This is a genomic window from Pseudomonas coronafaciens pv. oryzae str. 1_6 (assembly GCF_000156995.2).
In the GTDB taxonomy this organism is placed as follows: Bacteria; Pseudomonadota; Gammaproteobacteria; order Pseudomonadales; family Pseudomonadaceae; genus Aquipseudomonas; species Aquipseudomonas tremae.
Window position 1 is genome coordinate 608,925 of record NZ_CP046035.1, and the last position, 26,488, is coordinate 635,412.

Annotated in this window: 26 protein-coding genes and 1 pseudogene; 9 read left to right on the top strand and 18 right to left on the bottom strand. The window is 57.7% G+C overall.

Annotated elements, in window-relative coordinates; translation table 11 throughout:
• Window positions 1-167 precede the first annotated feature (167 nt).
• Window positions 168-2,234: an AsmA family protein gene (locus POR16_RS02765; RefSeq protein ID WP_005888573.1), complete on the top strand. Its 2,067-nt coding sequence runs from the start codon at window positions 168-170 to the stop codon at window positions 2,232-2,234.
• A 252-nt stretch (window positions 2,235-2,486) separates the two neighbouring features.
• Here the strand turns inward: POR16_RS02765 and POR16_RS02770 are convergent, their stop codons facing one another.
• Window positions 2,487-3,026 (bottom strand): ferritin-like domain-containing protein, encoded by a 540-nt coding sequence (locus tag POR16_RS02770; RefSeq protein ID WP_005888575.1) that lies wholly within the window; start codon window positions 3,024-3,026, stop codon window positions 2,487-2,489.
• 211 nt (window positions 3,027-3,237) lie between these two features.
• On the opposite strand from POR16_RS02770, the gene POR16_RS27250 reads away from it, so the two are divergent.
• Entirely contained in the window at window positions 3,238-3,324 is an 87-nt protein-coding gene (locus POR16_RS27250) for a small membrane protein YohP (RefSeq protein WP_441344152.1), read from the top strand.
• A 301-nt stretch (window positions 3,325-3,625) separates the two neighbouring features.
• On the opposite strand, the gene POR16_RS26455 is transcribed toward POR16_RS27250, so the two are convergent.
• Complete coding sequence (locus POR16_RS26455) at window positions 3,626-3,769, bottom strand: hypothetical protein (RefSeq protein ID WP_005888577.1); 144 nt, start codon at window positions 3,767-3,769, stop codon at window positions 3,626-3,628.
• A gap of 201 nt (window positions 3,770-3,970) precedes the next feature.
• Entirely contained in the window at window positions 3,971-4,309 is a 339-nt protein-coding gene (gene osmE / locus POR16_RS02785) for an osmotically-inducible lipoprotein OsmE (RefSeq protein ID WP_005888580.1), read from the bottom strand.
• A 311-nt stretch (window positions 4,310-4,620) separates the two neighbouring features.
• On the opposite strand from osmE, the gene POR16_RS02790 reads away from it, so the two are divergent.
• On the top strand, window positions 4,621-4,854 hold the full coding sequence (locus POR16_RS02790; protein ID WP_005888582.1) for a hypothetical protein: 234 nt from the start codon (window positions 4,621-4,623) through the stop codon (window positions 4,852-4,854).
• On the opposite strand, the gene POR16_RS02795 is transcribed toward POR16_RS02790, so the two are convergent.
• On the bottom strand, window positions 4,851-5,732 hold the full coding sequence (locus POR16_RS02795; RefSeq protein WP_024670368.1) for a DMT family transporter: 882 nt from the start codon (window positions 5,730-5,732) through the stop codon (window positions 4,851-4,853). The genes POR16_RS02790 and POR16_RS02795 overlap by 4 nt on opposite strands.
• A 151-nt stretch (window positions 5,733-5,883) precedes the next feature.
• Here POR16_RS02795 and POR16_RS02800 point away from each other — a divergent pair, with 151 nt between their 5' ends.
• Entirely contained in the window at window positions 5,884-6,174 is a 291-nt protein-coding gene (locus POR16_RS02800; protein WP_024670367.1) for a PsiF family protein, read from the top strand.
• Between the two features lie 188 nt (window positions 6,175-6,362).
• Window positions 6,363-7,373: an AI-2E family transporter gene (locus tag POR16_RS02805; RefSeq protein ID WP_005888590.1), complete on the top strand. Its 1,011-nt coding sequence runs from the start codon at window positions 6,363-6,365 to the stop codon at window positions 7,371-7,373.
• A 115-nt stretch (window positions 7,374-7,488) separates the two neighbouring features.
• Here POR16_RS02805 and POR16_RS02810 read toward each other — a convergent pair whose 3' ends face one another.
• Window positions 7,489-8,754: an Hsp70 family protein gene (locus POR16_RS02810; RefSeq protein ID WP_005888592.1), complete on the bottom strand. Its 1,266-nt coding sequence runs from the start codon at window positions 8,752-8,754 to the stop codon at window positions 7,489-7,491.
• Between the two features lie 313 nt (window positions 8,755-9,067).
• On the opposite strand from POR16_RS02810, the gene cbpA reads away from it, so the two are divergent.
• Window positions 9,068-10,012: a curved DNA-binding protein gene (cbpA, locus tag POR16_RS02815; RefSeq protein ID WP_005888594.1), complete on the top strand. Its 945-nt coding sequence runs from the start codon at window positions 9,068-9,070 to the stop codon at window positions 10,010-10,012.
• Window positions 10,013-10,071: 59 nt separating this feature from the next.
• Here cbpA and POR16_RS02820 read toward each other — a convergent pair whose 3' ends face one another.
• Window positions 10,072-11,202, bottom strand: coding sequence for a sensor histidine kinase (locus POR16_RS02820; protein WP_005888596.1), 1,131 nt, complete (start codon window positions 11,200-11,202; stop codon window positions 10,072-10,074).
• Here POR16_RS02820 and POR16_RS26460 point away from each other — a divergent pair.
• Both POR16_RS26460 and POR16_RS26850 read left to right on the top strand, forming a co-directional pair.
• Entirely contained in the window at window positions 11,173-11,730 is a 558-nt protein-coding gene (locus POR16_RS26460) for a thioredoxin family protein (protein ID WP_230855601.1), read from the top strand. The genes POR16_RS02820 and POR16_RS26460 overlap by 30 nt on opposite strands.
• Before the next feature lie 14 nt (window positions 11,731-11,744).
• Window positions 11,745-11,981 (top strand): annotated as a pseudogene (locus POR16_RS26850) (thioredoxin); the annotation flags it as partial.
• A 538-nt stretch (window positions 11,982-12,519) separates the two neighbouring features.
• On the opposite strand, the gene ureC reads toward POR16_RS26850, so the two are convergent.
• The 12 genes from ureC to POR16_RS02885 all read right to left on the bottom strand — a co-directional run bounded on the left by ureC (window position 12,520) and on the right by POR16_RS02885 (window position 25,882).
• The gene (gene ureC, locus POR16_RS02830; RefSeq protein WP_005888600.1) at window positions 12,520-14,220 is read right to left on the bottom strand and encodes an urease subunit alpha; all 1,701 of its coding nucleotides are present in this window, start codon (window positions 14,218-14,220) and stop codon (window positions 12,520-12,522) included.
• Between the two features lie 113 nt (window positions 14,221-14,333).
• Window positions 14,334-14,642, bottom strand: a complete 309-nt coding sequence (locus POR16_RS02835) for an urease subunit beta (protein ID WP_005888601.1) — start codon at window positions 14,640-14,642, stop codon at window positions 14,334-14,336.
• A complete protein-coding gene (locus POR16_RS02840) occupies window positions 14,639-15,172 on the bottom strand; it encodes a GNAT family N-acetyltransferase (RefSeq protein WP_005888602.1) in 534 nt (177 codons plus the stop codon). The genes POR16_RS02835 and POR16_RS02840 overlap by 4 nt, the downstream gene beginning before the upstream one ends.
• A 10-nt stretch (window positions 15,173-15,182) precedes the next feature.
• Window positions 15,183-15,725, bottom strand: coding sequence for a GNAT family N-acetyltransferase (locus POR16_RS02845; protein WP_005888603.1), 543 nt, complete (start codon window positions 15,723-15,725; stop codon window positions 15,183-15,185).
• Between the two features lie 10 nt (window positions 15,726-15,735).
• Window positions 15,736-16,038, bottom strand: coding sequence for an urease subunit gamma (gene ureA, locus POR16_RS02850; protein WP_005888604.1), 303 nt, complete (start codon window positions 16,036-16,038; stop codon window positions 15,736-15,738).
• A gap of 43 nt (window positions 16,039-16,081) precedes the next feature.
• Complete coding sequence (locus POR16_RS02855) at window positions 16,082-16,927, bottom strand: urease accessory protein UreD (protein WP_005888605.1); 846 nt, start codon at window positions 16,925-16,927, stop codon at window positions 16,082-16,084.
• Between the two features lie 48 nt (window positions 16,928-16,975).
• Complete coding sequence (urtE, locus tag POR16_RS02860; RefSeq protein ID WP_005888606.1) at window positions 16,976-17,674, bottom strand: urea ABC transporter ATP-binding subunit UrtE; 699 nt, start codon at window positions 17,672-17,674, stop codon at window positions 16,976-16,978.
• 74 nt (window positions 17,675-17,748) lie between these two features.
• Window positions 17,749-18,609 carry an urea ABC transporter ATP-binding protein UrtD gene (gene urtD / locus POR16_RS02865; protein ID WP_005888607.1) on the bottom strand — a complete coding sequence of 287 codons (861 nt, stop codon included), beginning with the start codon at window positions 18,607-18,609 and terminating at the stop codon, window positions 17,749-17,751.
• Complete coding sequence (urtC, locus tag POR16_RS02870; RefSeq protein WP_005888608.1) at window positions 18,606-19,685, bottom strand: urea ABC transporter permease subunit UrtC; 1,080 nt, start codon at window positions 19,683-19,685, stop codon at window positions 18,606-18,608. The genes urtD and urtC overlap by 4 nt, the downstream gene beginning before the upstream one ends.
• Window positions 19,685-21,274 (bottom strand): urea ABC transporter permease subunit UrtB, encoded by a 1,590-nt coding sequence (urtB, locus tag POR16_RS02875; protein WP_024670363.1) that lies wholly within the window; start codon window positions 21,272-21,274, stop codon window positions 19,685-19,687. Before urtB ends, urtC begins: the two co-directional genes overlap by 1 nt.
• A 172-nt stretch (window positions 21,275-21,446) precedes the next feature.
• On the bottom strand, window positions 21,447-22,712 hold the full coding sequence (urtA, locus tag POR16_RS02880; protein ID WP_005888615.1) for an urea ABC transporter substrate-binding protein: 1,266 nt from the start codon (window positions 22,710-22,712) through the stop codon (window positions 21,447-21,449).
• Between the two features lie 257 nt (window positions 22,713-22,969).
• A complete protein-coding gene (locus POR16_RS02885) occupies window positions 22,970-25,882 on the bottom strand; it encodes a dermonecrotic toxin domain-containing protein (protein WP_234887631.1) in 2,913 nt (970 codons plus the stop codon).
• Here POR16_RS02885 and POR16_RS26470 point away from each other — a divergent pair.
• A complete protein-coding gene (locus POR16_RS26470) occupies window positions 25,868-26,224 on the top strand; it encodes a hypothetical protein (protein ID WP_230855599.1) in 357 nt (118 codons plus the stop codon). The two genes, POR16_RS02885 and POR16_RS26470, sit on opposite strands and share 15 nt — an antisense overlap.
• The last annotated feature ends 264 nt before the right edge of the window (window positions 26,225-26,488 follow it).

Here is a 26,488-nt window from a genome sequence, read left to right on the forward strand (position 1 = left end):
TACGTCGAAGGGGTTTTAAGGTGCGTCTTTGATTGCCTGCACAGCATTGGTGCTGGTTTTTGCCACGGATTCATATTCAAATCAAACCCTCGGCGCGTTTTTCAGTCGAACATTCAAGTCATATTCAGCGCGCCAGGGTCGGGGCGCTGTTTTCTGGAGAGTCACGCATGACGCGCAGCCGCAAGATTTTCGCCTGGACGGGCGCCACCCTGTTACTGGTGCTGGCCCTATTGATCATCGTGATCGTCACTTTCGACTGGAACCGCATCAAACCCACTCTCAACGAGAAAGTCAGCGAGGCGTTGCATCGTCCGTTTGCAATCAACGGGGATCTGGATGTGCGCTGGACGCGCGAACCTGAACTGGGTGGCTGGCGTGCCTGGGTGCCTTCGCCGCATTTTGTGGCCGATGATCTGATGCTGGGCAACCCTGAATGGTCGAAAACCCCGCAGATGGTGACCCTCAAGCACGTTGAATTTCGTCTCTCGCTGCTGCCGTTGCTGGTGCAGCAAGTGGTCATTCCGCGTATTGACCTGACCGGTCCGGAAGCCAAACTTGAGCGCCTCGCCGACGGTCGTGCCAACTGGGTCTTTGACCTGCCCAAGTCCGATCCGGATGCCGAGCCGTCCAAGTGGGTGGTGGATATCGGCGCGATCAAGTTCGACAAGGGGCTGGTGAGCTTCAATGATCAGACGCTGAATGCCAATCTCGATGTCGTGATCGACATGCTGGGCAAGCCAATTCCGTTCGGCGAAATCGTCGGCAGCAAAGAGGCGCAAAAGGCGCAGGAAAAAGGCGCTGTGCCACAGGACTATGCCTTTGGGCTGGCTGTCAAAGGCCAGTACCACGGCCAGAAGCTGAGCGGCACTGGCAAGATCGGTGGCCTGCTGGCGCTCAAGGATGCCAATCAGCCCTTTCCGGTACAGGCAGACGTCAAGATCGGCGACACCCATGCGGTGATTGCCGGCGCCCTGACTGACCCGCAGAACCTCGGCGCGCTGGACCTGCGCCTGAAATTGTCCGGCGCGAGCCTGAGCAATCTTTACCCGCTGACTGGCGTGACGCTGCCGGATTCGCCTGCCTATGCCACTGACGGCCGGCTGATTGCCAAGCTGCACGACCCTGCGGGCGCGAGCTTTCGTTACGAAGGCTTCAACGGCAAGATCGGCAACAGCGATATTCACGGCGACCTGGGTTACGTCGCCAGCCAGCCTCGGCCCAAGCTGAGTGGTGTGCTGGTCTCCAATCAACTGCTGTTTAGCGACCTTGCGCCGCTGATCGGCGCCGACTCCAACGCCGCGCAGAAAAAACGTGGCGGCGAGAGCAAACAGCCTTCGGGCAAGGTCCTGCCGGTAGAGGAGTTCCAGACCGACCGCTGGCGTGCAATGGATGCGGACGTGGAGTTCACCGGCAAGCGCATCGTGCAAAGCCCTGATCTGCCGTTCACTGACCTCTATACGCACTTGATTCTCGACGACGGCCAGTTGAGCCTCGAGCCGCTGCGCTTCGGCGTTGCGGGCGGCAAGCTGGATGGCGACATCCGGCTCGACGGGCGCAACAAACCCTTGCTGGGTCGGGCAAAGCTGTCTGCGCGCAACTTCAAACTCAAACAGCTGTTCCCGACCTTCGAGCCGATGAAGACCAGTTTTGGTGAGTTGAACGGTGATGCTGACATCAGTGGGCGGGGCAACTCCATCGCTGCCTTGCTGGGCACCGCCAATGGCGAAATGAAAATGCTGGTCAACGACGGTGCTATCAGTCGCGGCCTGATGGAAATTGCCGGGCTCAACGTGGGCAATTACGTGGTCGGCAAATTGTTTGGCGACAAGGACGTGAAGATCAATTGCGCGGCTTCCGACTTCGGCATCAAAGACGGGTTGGCGACCAGTAAGTTGTTCGTTTTCGATACCGAGAACGCCATCATCTACATCGACGGCACCGCGAACATGAAGACCGAGCAGCTTGATTTGCAGATCAACCCTGAGTCCAAGGGGTTCCGCATCTTTTCGCTGCGTTCGCCACTGTACGTCAACGGCCCGTTCGCCAAGCCTAACGCCGGCGTGCATTCCGGTCCGTTGCTGCTGCGCGGGGCGGGCATGGTCCTGCTCGGTGCAACCGTAGGCCCGGCGGCAGGCTTGCTGGCGCTGGTGGCGACTGGCGACAGTGCGCCGAATCAGTGCGGACCGCTGCTGGAACAGATGCGCACCGGCAAGGCGCCGAAGACGGTGAAGTAACCTGGGGGCAGTCTGGTTCTTCACGCTCTGGCTTCAATGGAACCGGGCCTCGTTCGGTCTGAAGTGAGCGTCAAGGCTGCGACGGATGACGCAAAGCGTCACGAGATGCGTTACCACGCAGAGCGTGGGGAACGAGAATCTGCGTAGTGCGTTAGGGCTATATGAGCATCGTTCCGCACGCTCCAGCGCGATAATCCATCGCCCACAAAAAAGCCAGGACACAGGTCCTGGCTTTTCGCTTTTTGCCGCGTGTTACAGGCCTTCGAGAATGTCCGCCATGTCATCGGCGTGCTCTTCTTCCTGAGCCAGGATTTCCTCAAAGATACGGCGAGTCGTCGGGTCGCTGTCACCGATGTACTGAATGATCTCGCGATAGCTGTCGACGGCAATGCGCTCGGCTACCAGGTCTTCGTAGACCATTTCTTTCAGGGTGTTGCCCGCAACGTACTGTGCGTGGGAGTTCTTCGACAGCAGGTCCGGGTTGAATTCCGGTTCGCCACCCAGTTGCACGATACGCTCGGCCAGCTTGTCGGCGTGCTCGGCTTCCTGAGTTGCATGCTCGAGAAACTCATCCGCAGCGACACTGGCTTTCAGGCCGGATGCCATGAAGTAGTGGCGCTTGTAGCGCAGCACGCACACCAGCTCGGTGGCCAGCGACTCGTTGAGCAGACGCAATACAGTCTCACGGTCGGCGCTGTAGCCTTCAGTGACCGCACCATTCTCAACATTTTGGCGCGCACGCTGGCGCAGGGTAGTTACATCGGATAGCTGTGATTGCGGTGCAGAATTCATCATTTATCTCCAGGACTCATCAGGTTTTGCGGTCTCGCTCTGTGTGTTGCCCGGCAAGATCAGCAAGGGTTGTGAGTACAAGAGGGCCAAAAAGTTTTATCGGATTTTCGCTGGCCAGAACGGGTGTGACTAAATGTAAAAATATAAGAAACGAGCGTGATCCACTGCTGTCCCAAGCAAGAGACCCAAATAAATCGTGGAGATACATACAATGCTTAAATTCCTGGGAAGCACCGTCGGCATCATCTTTCTGATCGGCCTGGTCGTGGTTATCGCCCTGTTCAAGCTGGTTTTCTAAGCGTCAACCTGATGGTTGGCCTTGCCACTGCGCTCTGGGGGATTCTTCGGGGCGCGGTGATTGTTTTCTTTTTCAGAGCGTTTGCTGTCATGTGCAGCGCAAGATTGTTCAGGCGTTGGGAATCGCAATCTGAGTGAAACATATCAGTTCGATTAGCACCGCAATCTGCGCCGTCCAGCTATTTATGCGTGCGTGCTAAAGAATGTCTATAGTTGAAATAGAATAAGAACTGTGTATGGCGTAAGCTGCGTGATCCATGGCGTAAGCAGTATCCACTTCAGCTTAATAGCAGGATCGTGCCTCACGAACACTTTTTATCATTGATTCGGTCCCAACCGCCTGTCACGTTACCGCCCGCCGTGCCATCGACGATCCATTTGTTGTACTTCTCGTCCAGTGCCTCGCCCGCGATGTCTGCGATTTGAGTAAAAGCATCAAAAGCCATATGAGCCGTTCTTTGGCCATCAGTGGTGCAGCGTTTGCGGTGAGCGGCTATAACATCAAGTCTTTACATAAGTTGCAAAGCGTCAAAGGTGATTTGAAACGCAATGTTTAATTGTGCGTTAATTGCTTAAGCATTAAGCATGGAAAAGCCCGACGCATTGCACGTCGGGCTTTTATACGATAGTTCTATGCGTTATTTCAGTTACATCGCTTTTTCGTTCTGCTCGCGCTGTTCGCAGGTCATGAAACCTTTGTTGGTCACGCGGCCATCACTGTTGAAGCTGACGTGGTAGACCTGTTTATGGCCATCCTTGTACATCACGTAGTTGTTGCACGTCCCCGGATTGACCTTGCGCTCGATCGTGGTCGACGGCTCGCCACCGATGGTCCGGACCTGCTGGCGGGTCATGCCGTTCTCGACCTGCTTGACCAGTGGTTCGTTGCGATAAGTGACATAGTCCACCGGGTTCTGCACGGTTGTATTGCTGCAGCCAGCCATCGTTGCCAATACAAAGGTCGCTGCGAGGATTTTCTTGTACATCGTTATTGCTCCACAAGTCAGAGCCGGTTTTGGCCCGGTATGCCTTGGAGCAGGGAAGAGGGGTGAGAGTTCGAAAAAAAGATGGCGATGAGGCAGCATTTGCTTGCGCGCTGATGCTTTTCCGCGACTAAATACCTCGACCGAGACTGAAAAGCAGCTCGCCGAATAATTGCTGGCACGTTCATGAAACACTGAGGTCAATCTGATGGCATGGTCGAGCGTCTGGTTCGACCTTGGGTCAGGTCATCGTCAGGTTTTTCAGACCGTAGTTCGTTAATCAGCCGATCCTCAGTGACGGCCAGGAAGATGCGATGAGCGATAAAGAGCTGTATGAGATCGAGTACACACTGCTCGGCGAGCACCACGTAGACGTTATCGAGAATCTGGACGTACCCATCATCGAAGTGGTGCACGAGCTGGCGCTCAAGCATCACGTAGAGCTGGACGAGCTTCCCGGCGGCGATACCGGCATGCCTCACGCAGCCGGTATCACCGATGTGTCGATTCATAGCCTGGAGGGCGTTGAAAGCAGCGCGACTGCTTAGGCTGCCCTGGACCGCAGCGGAGTCGTCCAGCGTTCTGCGAGGACGACTCCGCACAGGGTCAGCGCTCCGCCAGCCAGGTGATAGAGCGCCAGCTGTTCGCCCAGTGTCGCCGCGGCGATCAATGCGGTGGCAATGGGCATCAGGTTGAAGAACAAGGTCGTGCGGCTGGGCCCCAGGCGCATGATCGATGTCATCCACAGCCACGGCGCGAGCATCGAGGTGGGGATGGCGGCATATAACACCATCGGAATATTGCTCGCGTTCAAGCCGGTTTTAGGCGACAGCAGAAACGGTGGCAACAGCACAATGATTGCCAGCAGGATCTGCACATACAGCAATTGCAGGGGCGGTAGACGCAACTGCCATTTCTTCAGCAGCGTGCTGTAGATCGCATAGGACGTCGCTGCCACCAGCACCATCGCATCTCCACGGTTCAGACCATGCTCGATCAACTGGGCCGGATTCCCCGCCGAGACCACCACGACCACCCCCGCGAATGAAAGAACGGCCCCCCACAGCGCGCCAGAGGTCAGCCGAGTGCCCAGGCAGGCAATCGACAGCCCTAGCGCCATCATGGGCACCAGCGACTGAATGATGCCCATGTTGGTGGCCGTAGTCAGGCCGGCAGCGAAGTACGCCAGGCTTTGATAAAGCGCGGTGCCCAGTACGGCCAGAATGAAGATTTTCCCCAGCACCGGCCTGATGGCGGCACGGTTTGCCCAGACGGGCCTGAGCATGAACGGCGTGAACAGCAGTGCAGCAAGTGCCCAGCGATAAAAGCCTATTTCAGCCGGGAAGATCACGCCGGCGGATGCCTTGGTGACAGCTGTATTGATCGCCCAGATGAGGACTGTAATCAGCGGGAAAGCGTATTGCATGAGGGCATCATCATTAAAACGAGGGGTAATTATCCGCTTGTTTCTCGCAAAGGCCAGCGGCGATGTACCTTAAGCCTTCATGTATTGCGATGCTGACTACACTGAATCACAGCCTGTGCCGTCCGGCGCAGGGTATGTGGAGAGTCAATCGATGAACAAGTTAGGTATCCCTTTGTTGCTCGTTGGCCTGATGTGTTCCGCCCAGGGTTTTGCTGCCACCACGCAGCAGAACAAGATGACCACCTGCAATGCCGACGCCAGTGCCAGATCGCTCAAGGGCGACGAGCGCAAGACGTTCATGAGTACCTGCCTGAAAGCTGCGCCGGCGCCTGCTGCCACTCAGCAGGAAAAGATGAAAACCTGTAATGCGACGGCCAGCGCAGAGGCACTCAAGGGCGATGCCCGCAAGAGTTTCATGAGTGATTGTCTCAAGAAGAAATAATTTTCCGACGCTGGCGGCTCCTGCCAGAGGTCAGCGCGGGTGCAGTAAACACTGCACTTTCGCGCAGTTGAAGGGCCGATCATCGGGCGGACAATTGCGCCTGGCTTTTTACACCCTTCGCATCGCTGGTTCTCGGCTGAGAAGGCTGGCAGACTGCCCACCTTCCTAGTGTTGCCCTTTGAGGGTCTATGCCAACGTTTTCTGCGCGTCAGGTGTTAATCGCCAGCTGGATCCTTGTGTTTGGCGGCCTGTTGATGGTGTTGCCTTTCAAGTTGTTGCCCAGCCTGCTAGCCGGTCTGTTGGTGTTTGAACTGGTCAACATGCTGACTCCCAAGTTGCAGCGTCTTATTTCCGGCGAACGTGCTCGCTGGCTGGCCGTCGCGCTGTTGGGCACTGTCGTCGTCAGTCTGCTGACGCTGATTTTTGCTGGCGTCATCAGCTTTGTGCTGCATGAGGCCGAGAACCCCGGTGCTTCGCTGGACAAGTTCATGGTTCTGGTAGACCGCGCACGCGGGCAGTTGCCTCCTTTCATTGATGCTTACCTGCCGGCCAGTGCTGCAGAGTTTCGGGTTTCCCTCGGGTTGTGGCTGCAGAAGCACGTGGGCGAGTTGCAATTGATCGGCAAGGGCGCGGCGCATATGTTCGTCACCATGCTGATAGGCATGGTGCTAGGCGCAATCATCGCCTTGCAGCGAATTTCCGCAGACCACGTTCGCAAGCCCCTGGCAGCCGCGCTGTTTGACCGCCTGTACCTGCTCAGCCGGGCGTTTCGCAATATCGTCTTCGCCCAGATCAAGATATCCCTGCTGAACACCGCATTCACTTCGGTGTTCCTGGCCATCGTGTTGCCGCTGTGCGGGATCCACCTGCCGCTGACCAAAACCCTGATCATCATGACTTTCCTGCTCGGCCTGTTGCCGGTGGTGGGCAACCTGATGTCCAACACGCTGATCTTCATCGTCGGCATGTCGATCTCGATCTGGGTCGCGTTGGCCGCGCTGTGTTACCTGATCGTTATCCACAAGGTCGAATACTTCCTCAATGCGCGAATCGTCGGCGGGCAGATTAACGCCAAGTCGTGGGAGTTGCTGCTGGCGATGCTGCTGTTCGAAGCAGCCTTCGGCCTGCCGGGGGTGGTGGCAGGGCCGATTTACTATGCGTACCTGAAGAGCGAACTGCAGAAGGAAGGGTTGGTCTAGCGTCTAGGCTGTACCCGACAGATCGCGGATGAGCCCCCTCCCACGGCCTTCGGCCAGAATCAAAAGCGGGCCTGTGTATAACCCTGCGCCGATGCTCAGGGAAGGAATCATTCGCCTAGCCGTAGCGCTTCTTCGCCTCTATCGCCAGACCGCTGCCGATGCTGCCGAATATGTTGCCTTCGACATGGCGCGCGTTGGGCAGCATCGCAGAGACGCTGTTGCGCAATGCCGGGATGCCACTTGAACCGCCGGTAAAGAACACCGTATTGACCTGCTCGACACCCACGCCTGCGTCATTCAGCAAATTTGTCACGCTGTTACGCACACGCTCGAGCTGAGCGTCGATCGCCGCTTCGAACATGGCCCGACTCAGCTCCACACTCAGCCCGGGCTCGACCCGGTCCATCGGCAAATGACGGTGTTCGGCATGGGTCAGGTGGATCTTGGTTTCTTCCACTTCCATTGCCAGCCAATGCCCGGCGCGCTGTTCGATCAGCTTGAACAGGCGATCGATACCGCCGGTGTCTTCGATGTCGTAGCGCATGCTGCCGAGTGCCAGCTGGGATTTCTGCGAGTACACCGCGTTGATGGTGTGCCAGGTCGCCAGGTTGATGTGATGGCTGGTCGGCATGTAGGCGCCGCTTTTCATGCGGCTGCCGTAGCCGAACAGTGGCATTACACCTTGCAGGCTCAACTGCTTGTCGAAGTCGGTCCCGCCAATGTGTACGCCACCTGTGGCCAGGATGTCCTGCTGGCGATCATCGTGCTCGCGCCGCTCGGGTGACAGGCGCACCAGCGAGAAGTCCGAGGTACCGCCGCCGATGTCGACAATCAGCACCAGCTCTTCGGCGATGACGGTGGATTCGTAATCGAATGCCGCCGCAATGGGCTCGAACTGAAATGACACTTCCTTGAAGCCGATCTTGCGTGCTACCTCGGCCAGCGTGTCCTCAGCCTCCTGATCAGCCTGCGCGTCATCGTCGACAAAGTGTACCGGGCGGCCCAGCACGACGTGCTCGAATTCGCGCCCTGCGAAGTGCTCGGCGCGCTTCTTCAGTTCGCCGATGAACAGGGCCAGCAGATCCTTGAACGGCATCGCGGTGCCCAGAACGCTGGTGTCGTGCTTGATCAGCTTGGAGCCCAGCAGGCTTTTGAGCGAGCGCATCAGGCGGCCTTCGTAGCCCTCCAGATACTCGTGAAGCGCGAGGCGTCCGTAGACCGGGCGGCGTTCTTCCATATTGAAGAAAACCACCGATGGCAGGGTAATCTTGTCGTCCTCCAGCGCGATCAACGATTCCACGCCGGGTCGTTGCCAGCCGACAGTGGAGTTGGACGTGCCGAAATCGATGCCGCAGGCACGGGCCGGGGATTGGTCATTCATGTCTTTTACGTTCCAGTCAAAAAACGGCCGCGCAGTTTATGTCAGCGCACGCAAATTGCGTAGCGCGACGCGTCGCTTATATTTGCCTGACGGTATTTGCCGCCAAGGCTTGAACTGAGGCTCATTACCCCCAATCTTGAAGGGATTCTCGGTAGACCAGGTTGTCGAACACTCGAACCGCCTGCAAACGCGGCTGGCTATCGGTACATTTTTCGACGTTAGGCAATCCAGATACCTCTCTACAGGGAGGGAGCTGGGCGCGTGACGCCAGCGTATCTGGCTTTGCCGGATAAATCGGATGGGTGATCGTTACATGGATTTCAAAGACTACTACAAGATACTTGACGTTGAGCCCACTGCGGACGACAAGGCGATAAAGACCGCCTATCGCAAACTGGCACGCAAGTATCATCCCGATGTCAGCAAGGAAGCCGGCGCGGAAGACAAGTTCAAGGAAGCGTCAGAAGCCTACGAAGTGCTCAGCAGCCCCGACAAACGGGCCGAGTACGACGAGCTGCGCAAGTACGGTCGACAAGGGCGTCCGTTCCAGACTCCGCCCGGCTGGCAAAGCCGCGCCGGAGCAGGTGCTGGCGGATTCGAGGAAACGGCAGACTTTTCCGAGTTTTTCAGCTCCATTTTCGGTGGCCGGCCACAGCAGGGCGGACGTACCCGCAACCCCGGTCGCACCGGGCAGGATGTTGAAATGGAACTGGCGGTGTTCCTTGAGGAGACCCTGTCGGGCGAATCCAAGCAGGTCAGCTTCAAGGTGCCTCAGCACAGTCCCAACGGGCAGCGCATGGGTGACATCACCAAGACCCTGAACGTGAAGATTCCTGCGGGCGTGACCGATGGCGAGCGTATTCGCCTTAAAGGGCAGGGCGCGCCTGGTGTGGCGGGCGGAGCCGCTGGTGACCTGTACCTGATTATTCGCCTGGCGCCACACCCTATGTTCGAGGTCGAAGGCCACGATCTGGTGATCACCGTGCCCTTGGCGCCATGGGAAGCCGTACTGGGGACCAAGGTTGCCGTGCCGACCCTCACCAGCAGGCTGAACCTGACCATACGTCCCGACAGTCAGAACGGTCAGCGGCTGCGCATAAAAGGTAACGGCCTGATGACCAAAAGTGGCGAACGCGGTGATCTGTATGCCCAGCTCAAGATCGTCGTGCCCAAGCATACGGATGAAGCGACCCGTGCGCTCTGGCAGAAACTGGCCGACAGCGCCTCGTTTGATCCACGGGCTCACTGGAAGGGCTGATTGCCGATGTAACGCGGGTTGTCACCTTTGCAGCGTATTGGCACGACAACCTGACGGGCTCAGTTTTTTGGCAGCATCACAGTAAAGGTGGTGCCATCGGCAATGCTTGAGGTCACGGTGATGCTACCGCTGTGGGCGTTGACCACTTCCTTGACGATGAACAGGCCAAGCCCAAGGCTGGTTGACGTGCCGCGTGTTTCGCTGTCTTCCTCTGTGCTGCGCACCAGCGGATCGAAAATCGTGCCGATCGCATCTTCTGCGATCGGCTTGCCTTCGTTGTGTACCACCAGCACCACGGCCTTATCGTTGCCGGTGACGCTGAGCGTGATTTCGTGACTGGCCGCGCCATGTTGCAGGGCGTTGCCGATCAGATTCTGCAGCATCTGGCTGATCCGGCCGGTGTCCCAATGGCCCTGAGTATTGCCTTCGATGTTCAGGACCGGCGTCGAGCCCGGTCGCCCTGCACAGGCCTCTTCGATAGCCTCACGACAAGCGCCGGCCAGGTCCATGTGTTTGCGCTCCACTGGCAACCCTGCGCCCAGCCGGCTGCGCACGAACTCCAGCAGATCGCTGACCATCGCGCCCATGTGCCGGGTGCTGGTCTGGATGCGCGATACATAGGACTGGGTCTTTTCGTCCGGCAATATTTTGCGCGCCAGCAGTTCGGTAGACATGCTGACGGCCTGAAGCGGTGCGCGCAGGTCATGGCCGAGGATGGCCAGAAAAATATCCCGTGAGCGCCCGACGCGCTCCGCGTAGGCGGCGGTGGACTCGGCCAGCGCTTCGTCGATGGCTTCGTTGAAACGGATTACGTCCTGAAGGTCATCCCGTTGCGGCGTAGCCATATTCTCGGCCCAGAGACGTATGACGCTGGCGCGCAGGTGGCGGAACTCGGACGTCATCTGCACCAGATCAAAACCTACCTCATGGCGCAACTCGCCATGACTGCTGGCAGCTTCATCCAGGCTCGGCGTCTTGTTCAGCTCCTCGCCCCGAGCCTTGGCGACCTCTTCGCTTTTGCTCTGTGCGGTATTCATGTCCCGTGCAGCCGCGAGCAGAATCGACCTGGCGTGATCCCTTAGTTCAACCTGGGTCATGCTCTCGGCGGCCGGTTTCAGCGTTCTGGCAAAGTCTTCCCATTCATCGACGATGCGGTCCACATGAACAACGATGAATTCGGAAAGGCGCATGTGCCGACTACCTTGCTGGAGGGACGTAAAAAAGATGGCGCATATTACCCCCTTTACAGGGCACCACAAACAGGGCGTTTACTGTCATTTCTGTCAGTAGACGCCTTTTTTTCACAGGCCTATGTTCGATCTGTGATTAATCGAACGAAGGGCCAGCGCATGAGTGTAATAACTGTTACCGATGCAATCTTCCAGAAAGAGGTCGTCGAGGCCAGCCACCACAAGCTTGTGGCGGTAGAGTTCTCAACGAAAGGGAAGGAAAAAAAAGCCAGCGCCAAAATGGACGTCATCTTTGATGATCTTGCAGAGAAGTATGCTGAAAAAGCCATCCTGGTCAGGGTGTATATCGAACTGGATTTGGATCTCGAGGACTCTTTGAACCCCGTGGCCTCAAAGGAATACAAGATAAATTGCGGTCCGACGATCGTTTTTTTCAAGGCAGGCAAAAGGGCAAGAGAAGACATTGTCGGGCTGCAGACCAATGAGCGGATGGTGCGAGTGCTGGATGAATTGCTGCTCACCTCATGAAGGAGATATTCACCATGCTGAACACAGAATTCGCAGCGTTCGTCGAAGAACAGATCACGCTGGCCTCGGGAATACTGGCCGACAAGAAGGCCAACAAGCTGGGCGATCTAGCGCAAGGAAAGCTCACTTTTTTTAGTGCTTTGAGCCGAGTGTTGCAGGGCGAAAAAAACAGTCAGGATCTGGGTATGCTTGACGCTATCAACGATTCGCTGCAGGCACTGGATGTATTGAAATCCGAAGAAACGCTTCTGAATTACAAGAAAAAAGCAGCCACCGTCCAGACAGTTAAAGACGATGACGATTTCAATCGCAAATGGAGCGAAGTCAACCCGTTGGTGTTGCTGGGATTCTGCACCCCGAGCAGCGAGAAAAAGAAGGAGAAAGAGGAGGAGATAGACGAGGAGATAGAGGACGAGAAAGAGGAGGAAAAGGAGAAGAAAGAGAAGGCGAAGAAAGAGAAGAAAGAGAAGGAGGAGAAAGAGAGGAAGGAAATTGAAGCTTACAACGTCATGCGGACTTGGGCCATTCTCGATGATCTTGCGCCTGAGTTTGAAGGGAGGGTCGTCATGCTTCGTGTGCCGCCGGGCGCCTGCCCCACTGCAGAGCTAAACTACAATTTGACTAAAGCGCCGACTGTTATCTTTTTCAAGAACGGTAAAAAGATCGATGAAACCGTTAATTTTCACTTGAAATTCTGGTTCAGAGCCAAGATCAACGAGTTGCTTGGCCTCGCAGAGTAAACTTGGCGGGAAATATTGAAGGGCCTTCTGAAGTCGAAGGCCATTTTTTTCAGAACAGAAAATACCGCTGCGCCATCGGAAGCACATCGGCCGGTTCGCACCATAGCAACACGCCGTCTGCCTTTACCTGATAGGTCTGCGGATCGACTTCGATGTCCGGCAGGTAGTCGTTGTGGATCAGGTCTTTTTTCTGCACGGTGCGGCAGCCTTTTACCACGCCGATCTGCTTTTTCAGGCCCAGGGTTTCCGGCACGCCTGCGTCAAAGGCTGCCTGGCTGATGAAGGTCATGCTGGTGGCGTGCAGCGAGCTGCCATAGCTGGCGAACATCGGGCGATAGTGGACCGGTTGTGGTGTCGGGATCGAAGCATTGGCGTCGCCCATCAGGCTGGCAGCGATGGCCCCGCCTTTGAGAATGAGGGTAGGTTTGACGCCGAAAAATGCCGGACGCCATAGCACCAGATCTGCCCACTTGCCGACCTCGATGGAACCCACTTCATGGCTGATGCCGTGGGTAATTGCCGGGTTGATGGTGTACTTGGCGATGTAACGCTTGGCGCGGAAGTTGTCGTTGCCGGGGCCATCCTGCGGCAGCGGGCCGCGTTGTTTTTTCATTTTGTCGGCGGTTTGCCAGGTGCGCATGATCACTTCGCCGACCCGGCCCATCGCCTGGCTGTCGGAACTGAGCATGGAGAACGCGCCCAGGTCGTGGAGAATGTCCTCGGCAGCAATGGTTTCACGGCGAATGCGGCTTTCCGCGAAAGCCACGTCTTCGGCAATGCTCGGGTCCAGGTGATGGCAGACCATGAGCATGTCCAGGTGCTCATCAATGGTATTGCGAGTGAAGGGCCGGGTCGGATTGGTCGAACTCGGCAGCACGTTCGGCGAACCGCAGGCTTTGATGATGTCCGGCGCATGGCCGCCACCGGCACCTTCGGTGTGATAAGTGTGGATCGTACGATTCTTGAACGCCGCCAGGGTGGTTTCGACAAAACCTGACTCGTTCAACGTGTCGCTATGGATGGCGACCTGTACGTCATATTCATCGGCAACGCTCAGGCAATTGTCGATGGCGGCAGGCGTTGTGCCCCAGTCTTCGTGCAGTTTCAGACCGATAGCGCCGGCCTTGACCTGCTCGATCAGTGGGCCGGGCAGGCTGACGTTGCCCTTGCCGGTGAAGCCGATGTTCATCGGGAACGAATCCGAGGCCTGCAGCATGCGCGCCATGTGCCAAGGGCCTGGGGTGACCGTCGTGGCGTTGGTGCCGGTTGCGGGGCCGGTGCCGCCGCCGATCATCGTGGTCACGCCACTCATCAGCGCTTCTTCGATCTGCTGCGGGCAGATGAAGTGGATGTGTGTGTCGACGCCGCCTGCGGTGAGGATCATGCCTTCACCTGCGATGACTTCGGTGGCCGCGCCGACGGCGATGGTCACGTCTGGCTGAATATCCGGATTACCGGCTTTGCCGATTGCTGCAATACGGCCATTCTTGATGCCGACGTCGGCCTTCACGATGCCCCAATGATCAATGATCAAGGCGTTGGTGATCAGCGTATCGACCACATCGGCAGCCAGCAGTTGGCCTTGGCCCATGCCATCACGGATGACCTTGCCACCGCCGAACTTCACTTCCTCACCATAAGTGGTGAAGTCCTTCTCGACCTCGATCCACAATTCGGTATCCGCCAGTCGAACCTTGTCGCCAACGGTGGGGCCGAACATGTCGGCGTAGGCTTGTCTGGAGATTTTCATAGTGATTCCTTGTGCATCGTTATGCGCAACCCCGACTGACTATGACTATCGTGCCAATGCTCCGCGTTGGCACGCATCCCACGCGGCGCGTAGGAACAATATTCAAAAACGACTCAATCCAGCTCGCCCATTACCCGTCCGGCAAAGCCGAAGACCTTGCGTAATCCCGCCAGGTCCACCAATTCGATTTCTCGTGACTGGCCCGGTTCGAAGCGCACGGCGGTGCCGGCCGGAATGTTCAGGCGCATGCCACGACTGGCGGCGCGGTCGAAGGTCAGGGCGTCGTTGGTTTCAAAAAAGTGGAAGTGCGAGCCCACCTGAATCGGCCGGTCGCCACTGTTGGCGACGGTCAGACTTAGGGTGCGGCGTCCGGCGTTGAGTTCGATGTCGCCGGGCTGGATCTGGTACTGACCAGGGATCATGTCGGTTGCCCCAAGGTTTTGAAATAAATGGCGGTTGGTCGATAACGACCGTCCGGTGTCGCACAGTAATCCGGCAGCTCGCCGACGCGGTTGTAGGCCAGCGAGCGATAGAAGGCTTCAGCCGTGGAGCCGGCTTCGGTGTCCAGATGCAGCAGCCCGCGTTTGTGTTTCACAGCAGCCTGCTCGACCTCTTCCATCAGTTGTCTGCCAAGGCCATGACCTCGGGCCGCTGGCTGCACCATGAGTTTCTGCACTTCGGCACGGTTCAGGCCATTGGGCTTCTGGCACAGTGAAAGTTGCGCGCTGGCCAGCACATGCGCTTCTTCAGCCACCACCCAAAGCAGCAGGCTGCCTGTAGCGATATCGGCTTTTAGGCCATCGCACCAGGCGTAAGCCTGCTCCATGTCCAGGTCGGCCATGAAGCCGATCGAAGCGCCGCCGTGAACCGTGTCGAACAGCAACTGCGCCAGGCCGTGGCGGTAATACGCGAAGTTTTCAACGGTGACGCGTCGCAACTGTGCATGGTTCATGGCGTGCTCTCTAGAGGGGGGCGGGGGCTTGCGAAGCGGGCGCCGCCGCGCCGGGGGACAGATCAAGCTGCATGAATGTCAGGTCCAGCCAGCGGCCGAATTTGGTACCGACCTGCGGCATCTGCCCGGTGATCTTGAAGCCCAGACGATCGTGCAGGGCGATGGAGGCCGCGTTGCCGCTTTCGATGGCAGCCACCATCATGTGTTTGTCACAGGTGCGCGCGCGCTCGATCAAAGCAGCCATCAAACGCGGCCCCAGACCTTTGCCACGTTGGTCGGCGCGCACATAAACCGAATGCTCGACGGTATGGCGAAAGCCTTCGAAAGGGCGCCAGTCCCCGAACGATGAATAACCGAGTACATCGCCGGCACTGTCAATGGCGATCAGGATCGGATAACCCTGGGCCTGGCGAGACGCGTACCACGCCTGGCGGTTGGCCAGATCGACCGGCTGCTCGTTCCAGATAGCCGTGGTATTGAGCACTGCATCGTTGTAGATGGCCAGGATGCCCGGCAGATCGCCCGGCAGCGCATCGCGAATCAGCTCTTGCATGATCACTCCTTCAGGCAATCGGCTGGTGTACAGTGACCAGCTTGGTGCCGTCCGGGAAGGTGGCTTCCACCTGGATTTCCGGGATCATTTCCGGAATGCCTTCCATGACCTGATCGCGGCTCAGCAGGGTAGTGCCGTAGTGCATCAGGTCGGCGACTGTCTGGCCGTCACGCGCACCTTCCAGCAACGCCGCCGAGATGTAGGCCATGGCTTCCGGATAATTGAGTTTCACCCCGCGCGCCAGACGCCGTTCGGCAACCAGTCCGGCGGTGAAAATCAACATCTTGTCTTTTTCGCGTGGCGTCAGGTCCATAGGCTTTCTGCTTCTTCACATTCGGTGGTGGGTCGTACCCGAATCAGGTATTCCAGATTCTCGGCGTTACCGCCTCGCGGCCAAGCAGGGCCGGGCGCAGGCGTTTCCAGATTTCTATCAGCCAGGCCCTGGCGTGCAAGGCCTCGTCGGCCAGACAACGCGCGACTACCAACCCCGGCAACTGTGTCAGGTTACCGCGAACCGGATTGGGCATCGACAGCGAGCGGCAGTCTTCAAGCAGGTCGCTGGCCACTTCGCCGGTCAGCAGCAGGGTGGCGAACACCGTTTTGCCGTCCAGGCCGACAGGCGAATCCAGCAGCCCGTCACCGCCGATAATGCGTTGCCGCTCATGCCAGAGCAATGTTCCGTCGCGACGAATATCCAGATGCGATTGAAAATGGCCGTGTTCGAAACGTTCGCCACTGGCCGGACGGCCCAGCGCCACGACGTCCCAGTAGCACAGTCGGGCGTCACCGTGCAGCTCGATGCGTGTGGTCAGCTCGGCCTGAGCATTGCTGAAGACGATGGTTTCCTGTGGCAGCCACTCCAGCGTCGCTCCGGGCTGGACATGCAGCTCCAGTTGCTGAAACGCCGGGCTTGCAGCGCGATACCATTTGGCCGCGCCAGGGCTGGTCAGCTGCGCCCAGGCATTGGCGCCGACGGTGGCCGAAATATCCAGGCGGTCGCCCCCGGCTATGCCGCCAGGCGGGTGGACGATGATGTGCTGACACACCTGCGGGCCTTCGGCGTACAAATGTTTCTGGACCCGCAAGGGGCCCTTGTGGCGGCGTTGGGTCGGGCGCGTGCAGTCGTCGAAACGGCCATAGCCCAGTTCCAGCTCGGCGTGCCAGCTGGGTGTGAACAAGGCAGTGTGTGCAGGCAGATTCATGGCGTCTTCAATGGCTGATCAAGGGCAGCACGATAACGGATTGGCGCCTCATATGGTGACCAGCCCGCGCACGCCATCGGCTTCCATGTTCTCGCCCCGGCCCTGCTGGACGATTTCACCTCGCGACATCACCAAGTATTGATCTGCCAGTTCTGCCGCAAAGTCATAGAACTGCTCGACCAGCAGAATCGCCATGTCGCCACGCTCGGCCAGTTTCTTGATGACCGCGCCGATCTCCTTGATGACTGAGGGCTGAATGCCTTCTGTGGGCTCATCGAGAATCAGCAGGCGTGGACGACTTGCCAGCGCCCGGCCAATTGCCAGTTGTTGCTGCTGGCCTCCGGACAGATCGCCGCCGCGACGATGTTTCATTTGCAGCAGCACCGGGAACAGCTCGTAGATGAAGGCAGGCACCTCTTTGGCCTCGGAGCCGGGAAAGCGCGACAGGCCCATCAGCAGGTTTTCCTCGACCGTCAGCCGTCCGAAAATTTCCCGACCTTGTGGTACGTAAGCGATACCGGCATGTACTCGTTGATGGGTCTTGATGCCCGTGATGGTTTTGCCTTCCCATTTCACCGTGCCTTCTTTCGATGGCAGCAGGCCCATTAGCACGCGCAGCAGGGTGGTTTTGCCGACGCCGTTACGGCCCAGCAGGCAGGTGACTTCACCGACCTTCACATCAAAAGACAGCCCTCGCAGGATGTGGCTGCCGCCGTAATATTGATGGAGCTTTTCGACCTGGAGCATGGTTGATTTTCTCGTGTGTTACAGCGTAATCGCAGTTCTACGACGCGTAGTGTCGGTTCGATGGGGGGCTCTCATCAGCGCCCCAGATAGACTTCGATCACGCGTTCGTCGGCCTGTACGTCGTTCAATGAGCCTTCGGCCAGAACGCTGCCCTGATGCAACACAGTGACGTGGTCGGCAATCGAGCCGACGAAGCCCATGTCGTGTTCCACCACCATCAGCGAATGCTTGCCTGCAAGGCCTTTGAACAGCTCGGCAGTAAACTCGGTTTCGGCATCGGTCATGCCAGCCACCGGTTCATCGAGCAACAGCAGTTGCGGGTCCTGAACCAGCAGCATGCCAATTTCCAGAAACTGCTTCTGGCCATGCGACAGCAACCCTGCCGGGCGGTGCATGGAAGGGGCCAGACGGATGGTTTCCAGCACCTCGTTGATGCGGTCCTGTTGCTCGCCGCTCAAGCGCGCACGCAGACTGGCCCACACCGATTTATCGGTCTTCTGCGCCAGCTCCAGATTTTCGAACACGCTGAGGGCTTCGAATACCGTGGGTTTCTGAAATTTACGGCCGATCCCTGATTGCGCGATCTGCACTTCGCTCATCTGCGTCAGGTCCAGTGTCTCGCCGAACCAGGCCTTGCCTTGGCTGGGGCGGGTCTTGCCGGTGATGACGTCCATCAGCGTGGTCTTGCCTGCGCCATTGGGGCCGATGATGCAGCGCAGTTCGCCCACGCCGATGTACAGATTCAGATCATTCAAGGCCTTGAAACCATCGAAACTGACGCTGATGTCTTCCAGTGTCAGGATCGTGCCATGACGTGTGTTTAGGCCCTTGCCGGCACTTTTGCCGAAGCCCACTGCGTCGCGGCTGGTGCCTGCGTCGGAGTTGGGGGCCAGAATCGGCTCAAGCATGAACGAGGGCGTCGGAGTGGTTTTCATTGCTCGCTCCTTTTCTTCAGCAGACCGATCACGCCCTTGGGCAGGTACAGCGTGACGATGATGAACAGCGCGCCGAGAAAGAACAGCCAGTACTCCGGGAAAGCCATCGTGAACCAGCTTTTCATGCCGTTGACCACGCCTGCACCGAGCAGCGGGCCGATCAGCGTGCCGCGACCGCCGAGAGCCACCCACACAGCGGCTTCGATGGAGTTGGTCGGCGACATTTCGCCGGGGTTGATGATGCCGACCTGCGGCACGTACAAGGCCCCGGCCAGGCCGCACAACACAGCGCTCAACACCCAGACGAACAGTTTGAAGCCGCGCGGGTCGTAACCGCAGAACATCAACCGGTTTTCGGCATCACGCAGCGCGGTCAGTACCCGGCCAAACTTGCTCTGTGCCAGCTTCCAGCCGATGTACAGGCTCGCGACCAGCAACGCGACAGTGCTCAGAAACAGCACCGCACGAGTGCCTTGCGAACTGATGCTGAAGCCCAGGATGCTGCGGAAGTTGGTGAAGCCGTTATTGCCGCCAAAACCGGTTTCGTTACGAAAGAACAGCAGCATGCCGGCAAACGTCAGGGCCTGGGTCATGATCGAAAAGTACACGCCCTTGATCCGCGAGCGAAAAGCGAAAAAGCCGAACACCAACGCCAGCAATCCCGGCGCCAGAACCACCAGGCACAACGCCCAGAGAAAGTTATCGGTGCCCGCCCAGTACCACGGCAGCTCGGTCCACGACAGGAATGTCATGAACGCAGGCAAACCATCACCGGCGGCCTGGCGCATAAGGTACATGCCCATCGCATAGCCGCCCAGTGCGAAGAACAAGCCGTGGCCCAGCGAGAGCAGGCCCGCGTAGCCCCACACCAGGTCCAGGGCGAGGGCGACGATGGCATAGCAGAGAATCTTGCCGACCAGCGTCAGGGTGTAGGCCGAGACCTGAAAGCTGTTATCGGCTGGCAACAACGACAGCAGCGGCAGTGCCAGCAGCACGGCGAGGATCAGCATGCCGACAGTCAGCGTGCCTTTGGGGCCGACTTTTTGCGCGGCGGTTATCATCAGTGGCTGGCTCATCAGTCGATCACCCGTCCTTTCAGTGCGAAGAGGCCTTGCGGACGTTTCTGGATAAACAGAATGATCAGCGCGAGGATCAGGATCTTGCCCAGTACGGCGCCGATCTGCGGTTCAAGAATCTTGTTGGCGATGCCCAGGCCGAAGGCGGCTGTGACACTCCCGGCGAGTTGCCCGACACCGCCAAGCACCACCACCAGGAATGAGTCGATGATGTAGCTCTGGCCAAGGTCAGGACCGACGTTGCCGATTTGACTGAGCGCGACGCCGCCCAGGCCTGCGATGCCCGACCCCAGCCCGAAGGCCATCATGTCGATGCGTCCGGTCGGCACGCCACAGCAGGCGGCCATGTTGCGGTTCTGGGTCACGGCACGCACGTTCAGACCCAGTCGGGTCTTGTTCAGCAGCAGCCAGGTCAGCACCACCACGAATAGCGCGAAGGCGATGATGACGATGCGGTTGTAGGGCAGCACCAGGTTGGGCAGCACCTGGATCCCGCCGGACAACCATGCGGGGTTTGCCACTTCGACGTTCTGCGCGCCGAAGGCCAGTCGCACTGCCTGAATCAGCATCAGGCTGATGCCCCAGGTGGCGAGCAGGGTTTCCAGAGGGCGGCCATACAGGTGGCGAATCACCGTTCGTTCCAGTGCCATGCCGATCGCGGCGGTGACAAAAAACGCCACCGGCAGTGCGATCAACGGGTAGTACTCGATGGCACCCGGCGCATAGCGCTGGAACATAAGTTGCACCATGTAAGTCGAGTAGGCACCCAGCATGAGCATTTCGCCGTGCGCCATGTTGATCACGCCGAGCAGGCCGAAGGTAATTGCCAGGCCCAATGCAGCGAGCAGCAGGATCGAGCCCAGCGACATGCCGCTGAACGCCTGACCGAGCAATTCGCCGATCAACAGCTTGCGTTTGACCTGAGCCAGACTGGTTTCGGCAGCGGTGCGGACCGATGCGTCGTTTTCCACACCTGGCGCCAGCAATGATTCAAGACGAGTGCGGGCCAGCGGGTCGCCGGTTTCGCCCAGCAGCCTGACGGCGGCGAGGCGCACCGTGGGGCTTGAGTCGACCATCTGCAGGTTAGCCAGGGCCAGCGTCAGCGCACTTTTAACGCCAGCGTCGGTTTCGCTGGCCACTCTCTGGCTGAGCAGCTCCAGTTGTGCCGGGCGGGCACTTCGCTGTAACTGTTGGGCCGCTGCGAGGCGAACGGCGCTGTCAGACGCCAGCAGCTGGTGGCTGGCAAGTGCCGTTTCCACCAGCCCTCGCAACCGGTTGTTCAAGCGCAGTTTGCGCGGTTCGTCAGGGTTTGGGGCGTCCGCCGCTGCGGGTGCTTGTGCATCGACGGCGACGTATTGATCGTTGGTTTCGATCCAGGCGCGCTTGCTGCTGTCGGCGCCAACCCGCCCGTCGCGCAGGGCTTCAAGCAGTTCGACACGTTCCGGCGTCGGCGTGGCGGCCCAGGTTTCCAGCAGTTCTGCCTGCTTCGAGGAGCTGGCTGCGACAAAATCACTGGCGTCGCTGGCCTGAGCCACAACGGGCAGCAGCAGGCTGATGGCGAGAATAAAGCGGTAGAAGTAAGAAGGCATATCAATATGGCCTTGATTTGGTAGGGCGCCGTCTGCTCTTGATCCTGGCCGCAGGCCGTGGGAGCGAACTCGTTCGCTCCCACATCCTTCGGGCAGATGCCTTGAAGCCCTGTTTCAGGTGCTTCAGGGCCTGTGCATGACGTTCAGCGTGGGAGCGATCATCAATCGAGGGTCAGTTGCTCTTCACCGGAGCATCCGGCTTCTTGTCGTTGCCGGGAATGTAAGGGCTCCAGGGCTGGGCGCGGATCGGGTCCTTGGTTTCCCAGACGACATTGAACTGCCCATCGTCCTGGATTTCGCCGATCATCACTGGCTTGTGCAGGTGATGGTTGGTCTTGTCCATGGTCAGGGTGAAACCCGAAGGAGCGGCGAACGTCTGCCCGGCCATTGCTTCGCGGACCTTGTCGACATCGGTGGATTTGGCTTTCTCCACCGCCTGCGCCCACATGTGGATGCCAACGTAAGTCGCTTCCATCGGGTCGTTGGTTACGGCTTTGTCAGCGCCCGGCAGGTTTTTCTTTTTGGCATAGGCTTTCCAGTCGGCAACGAACTTCTTGTTGACCGGGTTTTCCACAGACTGGAAGTAGTTCCAGGCGGCCAGGTGACCTACCAGAGGCTTGGCATCGATACCACGCAGTTCTTCTTCGCCTACCGAGAATGCCACCACGGGAACGTCGGTGGCTTTCAGGCCCTGATTGGCCAGTTCCTTGTAAAACGGCACGTTGGAGTCGCCGTTGACGGTGGAAATGACAGCTGTTTTGCCTCCGGCGGAGAACTTCTTGATGTTGGCTACGATGGTTTGATAGTCAGAGTGACCGAATGGGGTGTAGACCTCTTCGATATCGGTATCTTTCACGCCTTTGGAATGCAGGAACGCGCGCAGAATCTTGTTGGTGGTACGCGGGTAGACATAGTCGGTGCCCAGCAGGAAGAAACGCTTGGCCGAGCCGCCGTCTTCACTCATGACATATTCGACCGCAGGAATGGCCTGCTGGTTAGGCGCTGCACCGGTATAGAACACGTTGGGCGACATTTCTTCGCCTTCGTACTGCACCGGGTAAAACAGTAAACCGTTCAGTTCCTCGAACACTGGCAGAACCGACTTGCGGGAGACCGACGTCCAGCAGCCGAACACCACGGCCACTTTGTCCTGGGTCAGCAGTTGACGACCCTTTTCAGCAAACAGCGGCCAGTTGGAGGCGGGGTCCACAACTACGGGTTCGAGCATCTTGCCGTTTACGCCGCCCTTGGCATTGATCTCGTCGATGGTCATCAACGCCATGTCTTTCAACGACGTTTCGGAAATGGCCATGGTTCCCGACAGCGAATGCAGGATGCCGACCTTGATGGTCTCTGCAGCCTGAACGGTCCAGGTCAGCCCCATGGCGGCGATCGATGCGGACAGGGTGAAGGCTTTGATCAGACTGCGACGCTTCATCAGTGGACTCCATTCGTATGGTTTTAGGATCGGGTCTGGGGATTCTGGTTGTAGGCGAACAATAGCGCTGATCAAGCTTTAGCAAATGCTGGGCCAAACGTTGATACGTCGCAAAATGGAACGAATGTGTCGCGTGTGCCCGGTTATGCGCACCAGCATGGGACGATGTCAGGCGGTCCTGGCAAAGGTTGCCTTATCGTGGTGCGGCTCGAGAAAAGCCAGTCTCGACCGTCTCTTTTTTCAGTGTATAGATGGCGTTAAACCCACAATTCTTTCTCGCCGCTGTAGAGGTCATAGGCCTGATCCATAACCTGCTCCGGGATGTCGAAATAGGCGTATAGCTGGCCATTGACCCTGCTCGTTGCGCCCAGTTGCAGGAGTGTGGAGGGTGGTATCGCGACGTGGTCGCCCAGAAAGTCCGTGAACATGTTCTTTTTGGGGACTGCCGGTGCAAAAATGAAAAACACCGGGTGGTTTTCAGCGTTGGCATTGCGGGTGACAAACTCGTCCTGGCTCCATTCGAGGGCGTTGGTTCGTGACACGGACGCGGATTGCACACCGTTATCCATAAACACTGCGCCTGTCTCCCCCTCAAGACACGCCAGCCCCTCGCTGGACACGTAAGTGGCGCGAAACGCAGTGCCGTGCCATTCCTTCAGACGGTGAAACTGATCAAGAAACTCGCGTGTTGTGGCGTTGCGTACACCGCTTCTCAGCAGTGGGTTGATCTCGCCTGAACCGCCTTCTGCATAGGCCGTGATTGCAGGCAGGCCCTCTGCATTGGATGTCTTGCTCAAGGCTATATAGTCGGCTTCGAACGCCATACGCTCGGCAGCAGTAGTTTCCTGAAGGGAAGAGGGCCAGTCAGTCAGTAAACTGGCCAGGCGTGCTCTGGCCTTCCGGATTGCCTGAGGACTTAGGCGCGGTATTCCTTCACTCACAACTTTCCAGGCTCCACTAGTGGTGCGTAACGCGTACTCGTGCTCATGCACCAGCAGCGTTGCATCGATCGGGTGTTGTCGATAAAGGCGAGAATGACCAAACAGGTTATTACGTCGGCTGACATAAAAGGTTTGATTCTCTAATTCGATAGCTGTGAAGCGTTTGGGGACCAGTGCAACGGTGAGTTTCGATTCGCCGAATCTGGGGGCGCCGGTATGCGACATCAGGTAGCCGATCTGTGGCTGACCGTCGCGCCCGATCTGGCGTATCAGGTTTGGGCGTCTGATTGCAGCCCGAGCACGTACTGCAGGCTTGAGAGCCAGTGCTACGTGTCCCAGCAAGGCGATGGCAAGGTAACTTATAGCGCTCAGAAATTCATCGGCAGCCCCCCGTATGTCGTTCTCCTCAATTTTTTCAAAAGCGCTCCATGTCTTGTACAGCGCCAGTCCCAGCGCGAGAGGCATCAGGATTGCGTCAGGCAAGAACAGAAGCACGATATTGGCGGTGAAGTCGAAGCCATTGCCGGATTGCCCCGTTCCATGCGCAGGGCTCATTCGCTGTTTGGCCTCTTGAATCAAAAGGTTGATCTTGGTCTTATGGTTTTCTTCATAAAAGTTATTGCTCTGCGGGATGAAAACTATCGGCCTAAACAGTCCTGCAGGAAATTTTATCGGAGAAAACCGGGTGATTATTTCCGGTAGACGCCAGTGCTTTGCCTCCTTCTCGTACTTCATGGCGTACAGCATCTCCATGCGTCTGGAAACGGGTATCTGCCGCATCAGATAGCGCTGGAATGGCTCATCTTCAAGGAGTTGGGTCAGGTGAAACATGCTGTTGAACCAGCGAAAAACGACGCCGTCACTCGCATCCAGTGTGCAGAGCACCAAGGGGCCTTTTTCGAATTTATCGACCGGGGCAATCAACATGACGTTACTTATCGTGAGCTGATTGATACTGAGTAACCGGACTTCTATTTTTTCGCTGTTGACGTTACGCCGCCTTTCAGGTGCAGGAGCATCGAGCACTGCTTTGATCCAGGTCGAGCCGCTCAATGGGAAGGCTTGCTGCTCGATCTCCAGCAGCCTCATTCTCATTTGGGATTCCAGCAGTTGTTGTCGCGATCGCTTGAGTTGTTGTGCATAAGCCGACGACCTCAACTGGTCGTCCAGATAGCTGTCGAGGTGTTGCGGATCGTGGATAGCCGCAACAATATTTTTGACGAAGAGCTTGTCCAGTTGCTCTATTGATTTGCCTGTGTCGTCGGTAAGGCCGATCAACAATGCGTGCCTGGCTTTGACCCGGAAGACGGGTGAGTGCATCAGATGCCGGAGTGACATTGTTCTCGTTTCGATGACAGGTGTTCCATTAAACCCCGGGATTTCCGGCTTTATTTGGCGGACTCCATAGGTCAGAGAAACCATGATCCGCTCAGCTGCAAGCTCGACCGACGCTCGCTTCAGAGCATCATGCAATTGTTGGTCTATGTAGCGAGCAAAGTAGAGGCGGCCGTCAACTTCGGGGCGGTCGAAGCGGTCTTTGCTGACGCTATGTATGTTCACGACCGCTTCGCCAAAGCGCTGCGCTTGCTCACACCATTCCTTGCGTTGTTTTTGCTCCATGGTTTGCCACCAGTCGGGCATCTGGGTTTGAATCAGTTCGCTGTCCATCTGTTCGAGGCGCTGGCAGTTATCCAACTGAAGTTCGGGTTTGAGCAGTTGCCAGATCAGTTGCTCAAAACAGGCCATGTCCATTCGCTCTGCCAGGGCGCGCTGTACGGCAATAGCGAACAGCCCTTGCTGCCTGATGATCTGGAGGGTCAACAGTTGGCTCAGGAAGTTACCCGCCATTGATGTGTAGCTCCACAGCATCGGGCTGTCAGCTGTTGGCTCAGGTTCTTCCAAAGTGAGCAGAGCCTGAAAACGCTGGCTGTATCGAGGCTCGTTTCCTCGCCCTATGAGGCTGTCATTCATCTGTTTGAACGAGTTGAATCCTTCCAGACCGTCCTCTTGGGTGAACAGCAGAACATCTTCTCGTTCGTCATCATCTGTTTGCGCCGGTTGTGTTCTAAACCTGCGAGTAATGATGAAGGCACCGGGCAGTGCAATCTGCTTGGCTCCGTCGATGCTTGCCCTGAGGTTGTAAACGCTGTGTGCCTGAGTTTCGTCAGTGGCTTCGGTGATGCATCGTTTCAGGACAGTCAGCAGCATGCTGTAGTGACTGGTGGTCATCTTTCCCAGCGCTATCCGTATTGCGCATTCAGATCTCAGGCACTGGATCTGGTCGGAGAGAAACTCACTGCGTCGGGTCTTGCCATCGGGCAATGCAGCCGCCCAGTAATCTGCAAGCTTCTGGCTGTAGCGTTTTTCCAGTTGTTGCCTGACATGAGCGTAGAGGGTAAGGATCGCCGTCCGACCCAGTGGTTCGATGACCAGGGTCTGTGTGCTGACAGAGGGCGTCGGGTAGATGCCTTGTACTTCGTTGTCGTTCCAGCTCAGCTTGCCGGTGAAATGCTCGATAAGGCTGGCGATCAGTGGAGCACTGTGCACATTGTCATCGGCGTCAGGCGGTAACCTGCTGTCACGATAAGCAAGCCAGGCGGCATGAACATTCAGGTCAGGCTTTACCATTCTGAGTGCTTCATGCACCAGTTCACCTACCGTTTCAGCCAGGTCTGGCAGGCAGGTTTCGCTGTCGGGCGGCTTCTTTAGAGGGTCAGGGGGTGTCGGGAGGGTTGCGTTCATGGTGCCGATTCTTCTGGATGAAAGATGATCCGCTCAAGGCCTTAGCCGGCGGTTCATTGCATCTAGTCAGTCTGGGCGGCAAATAGCTGTCGG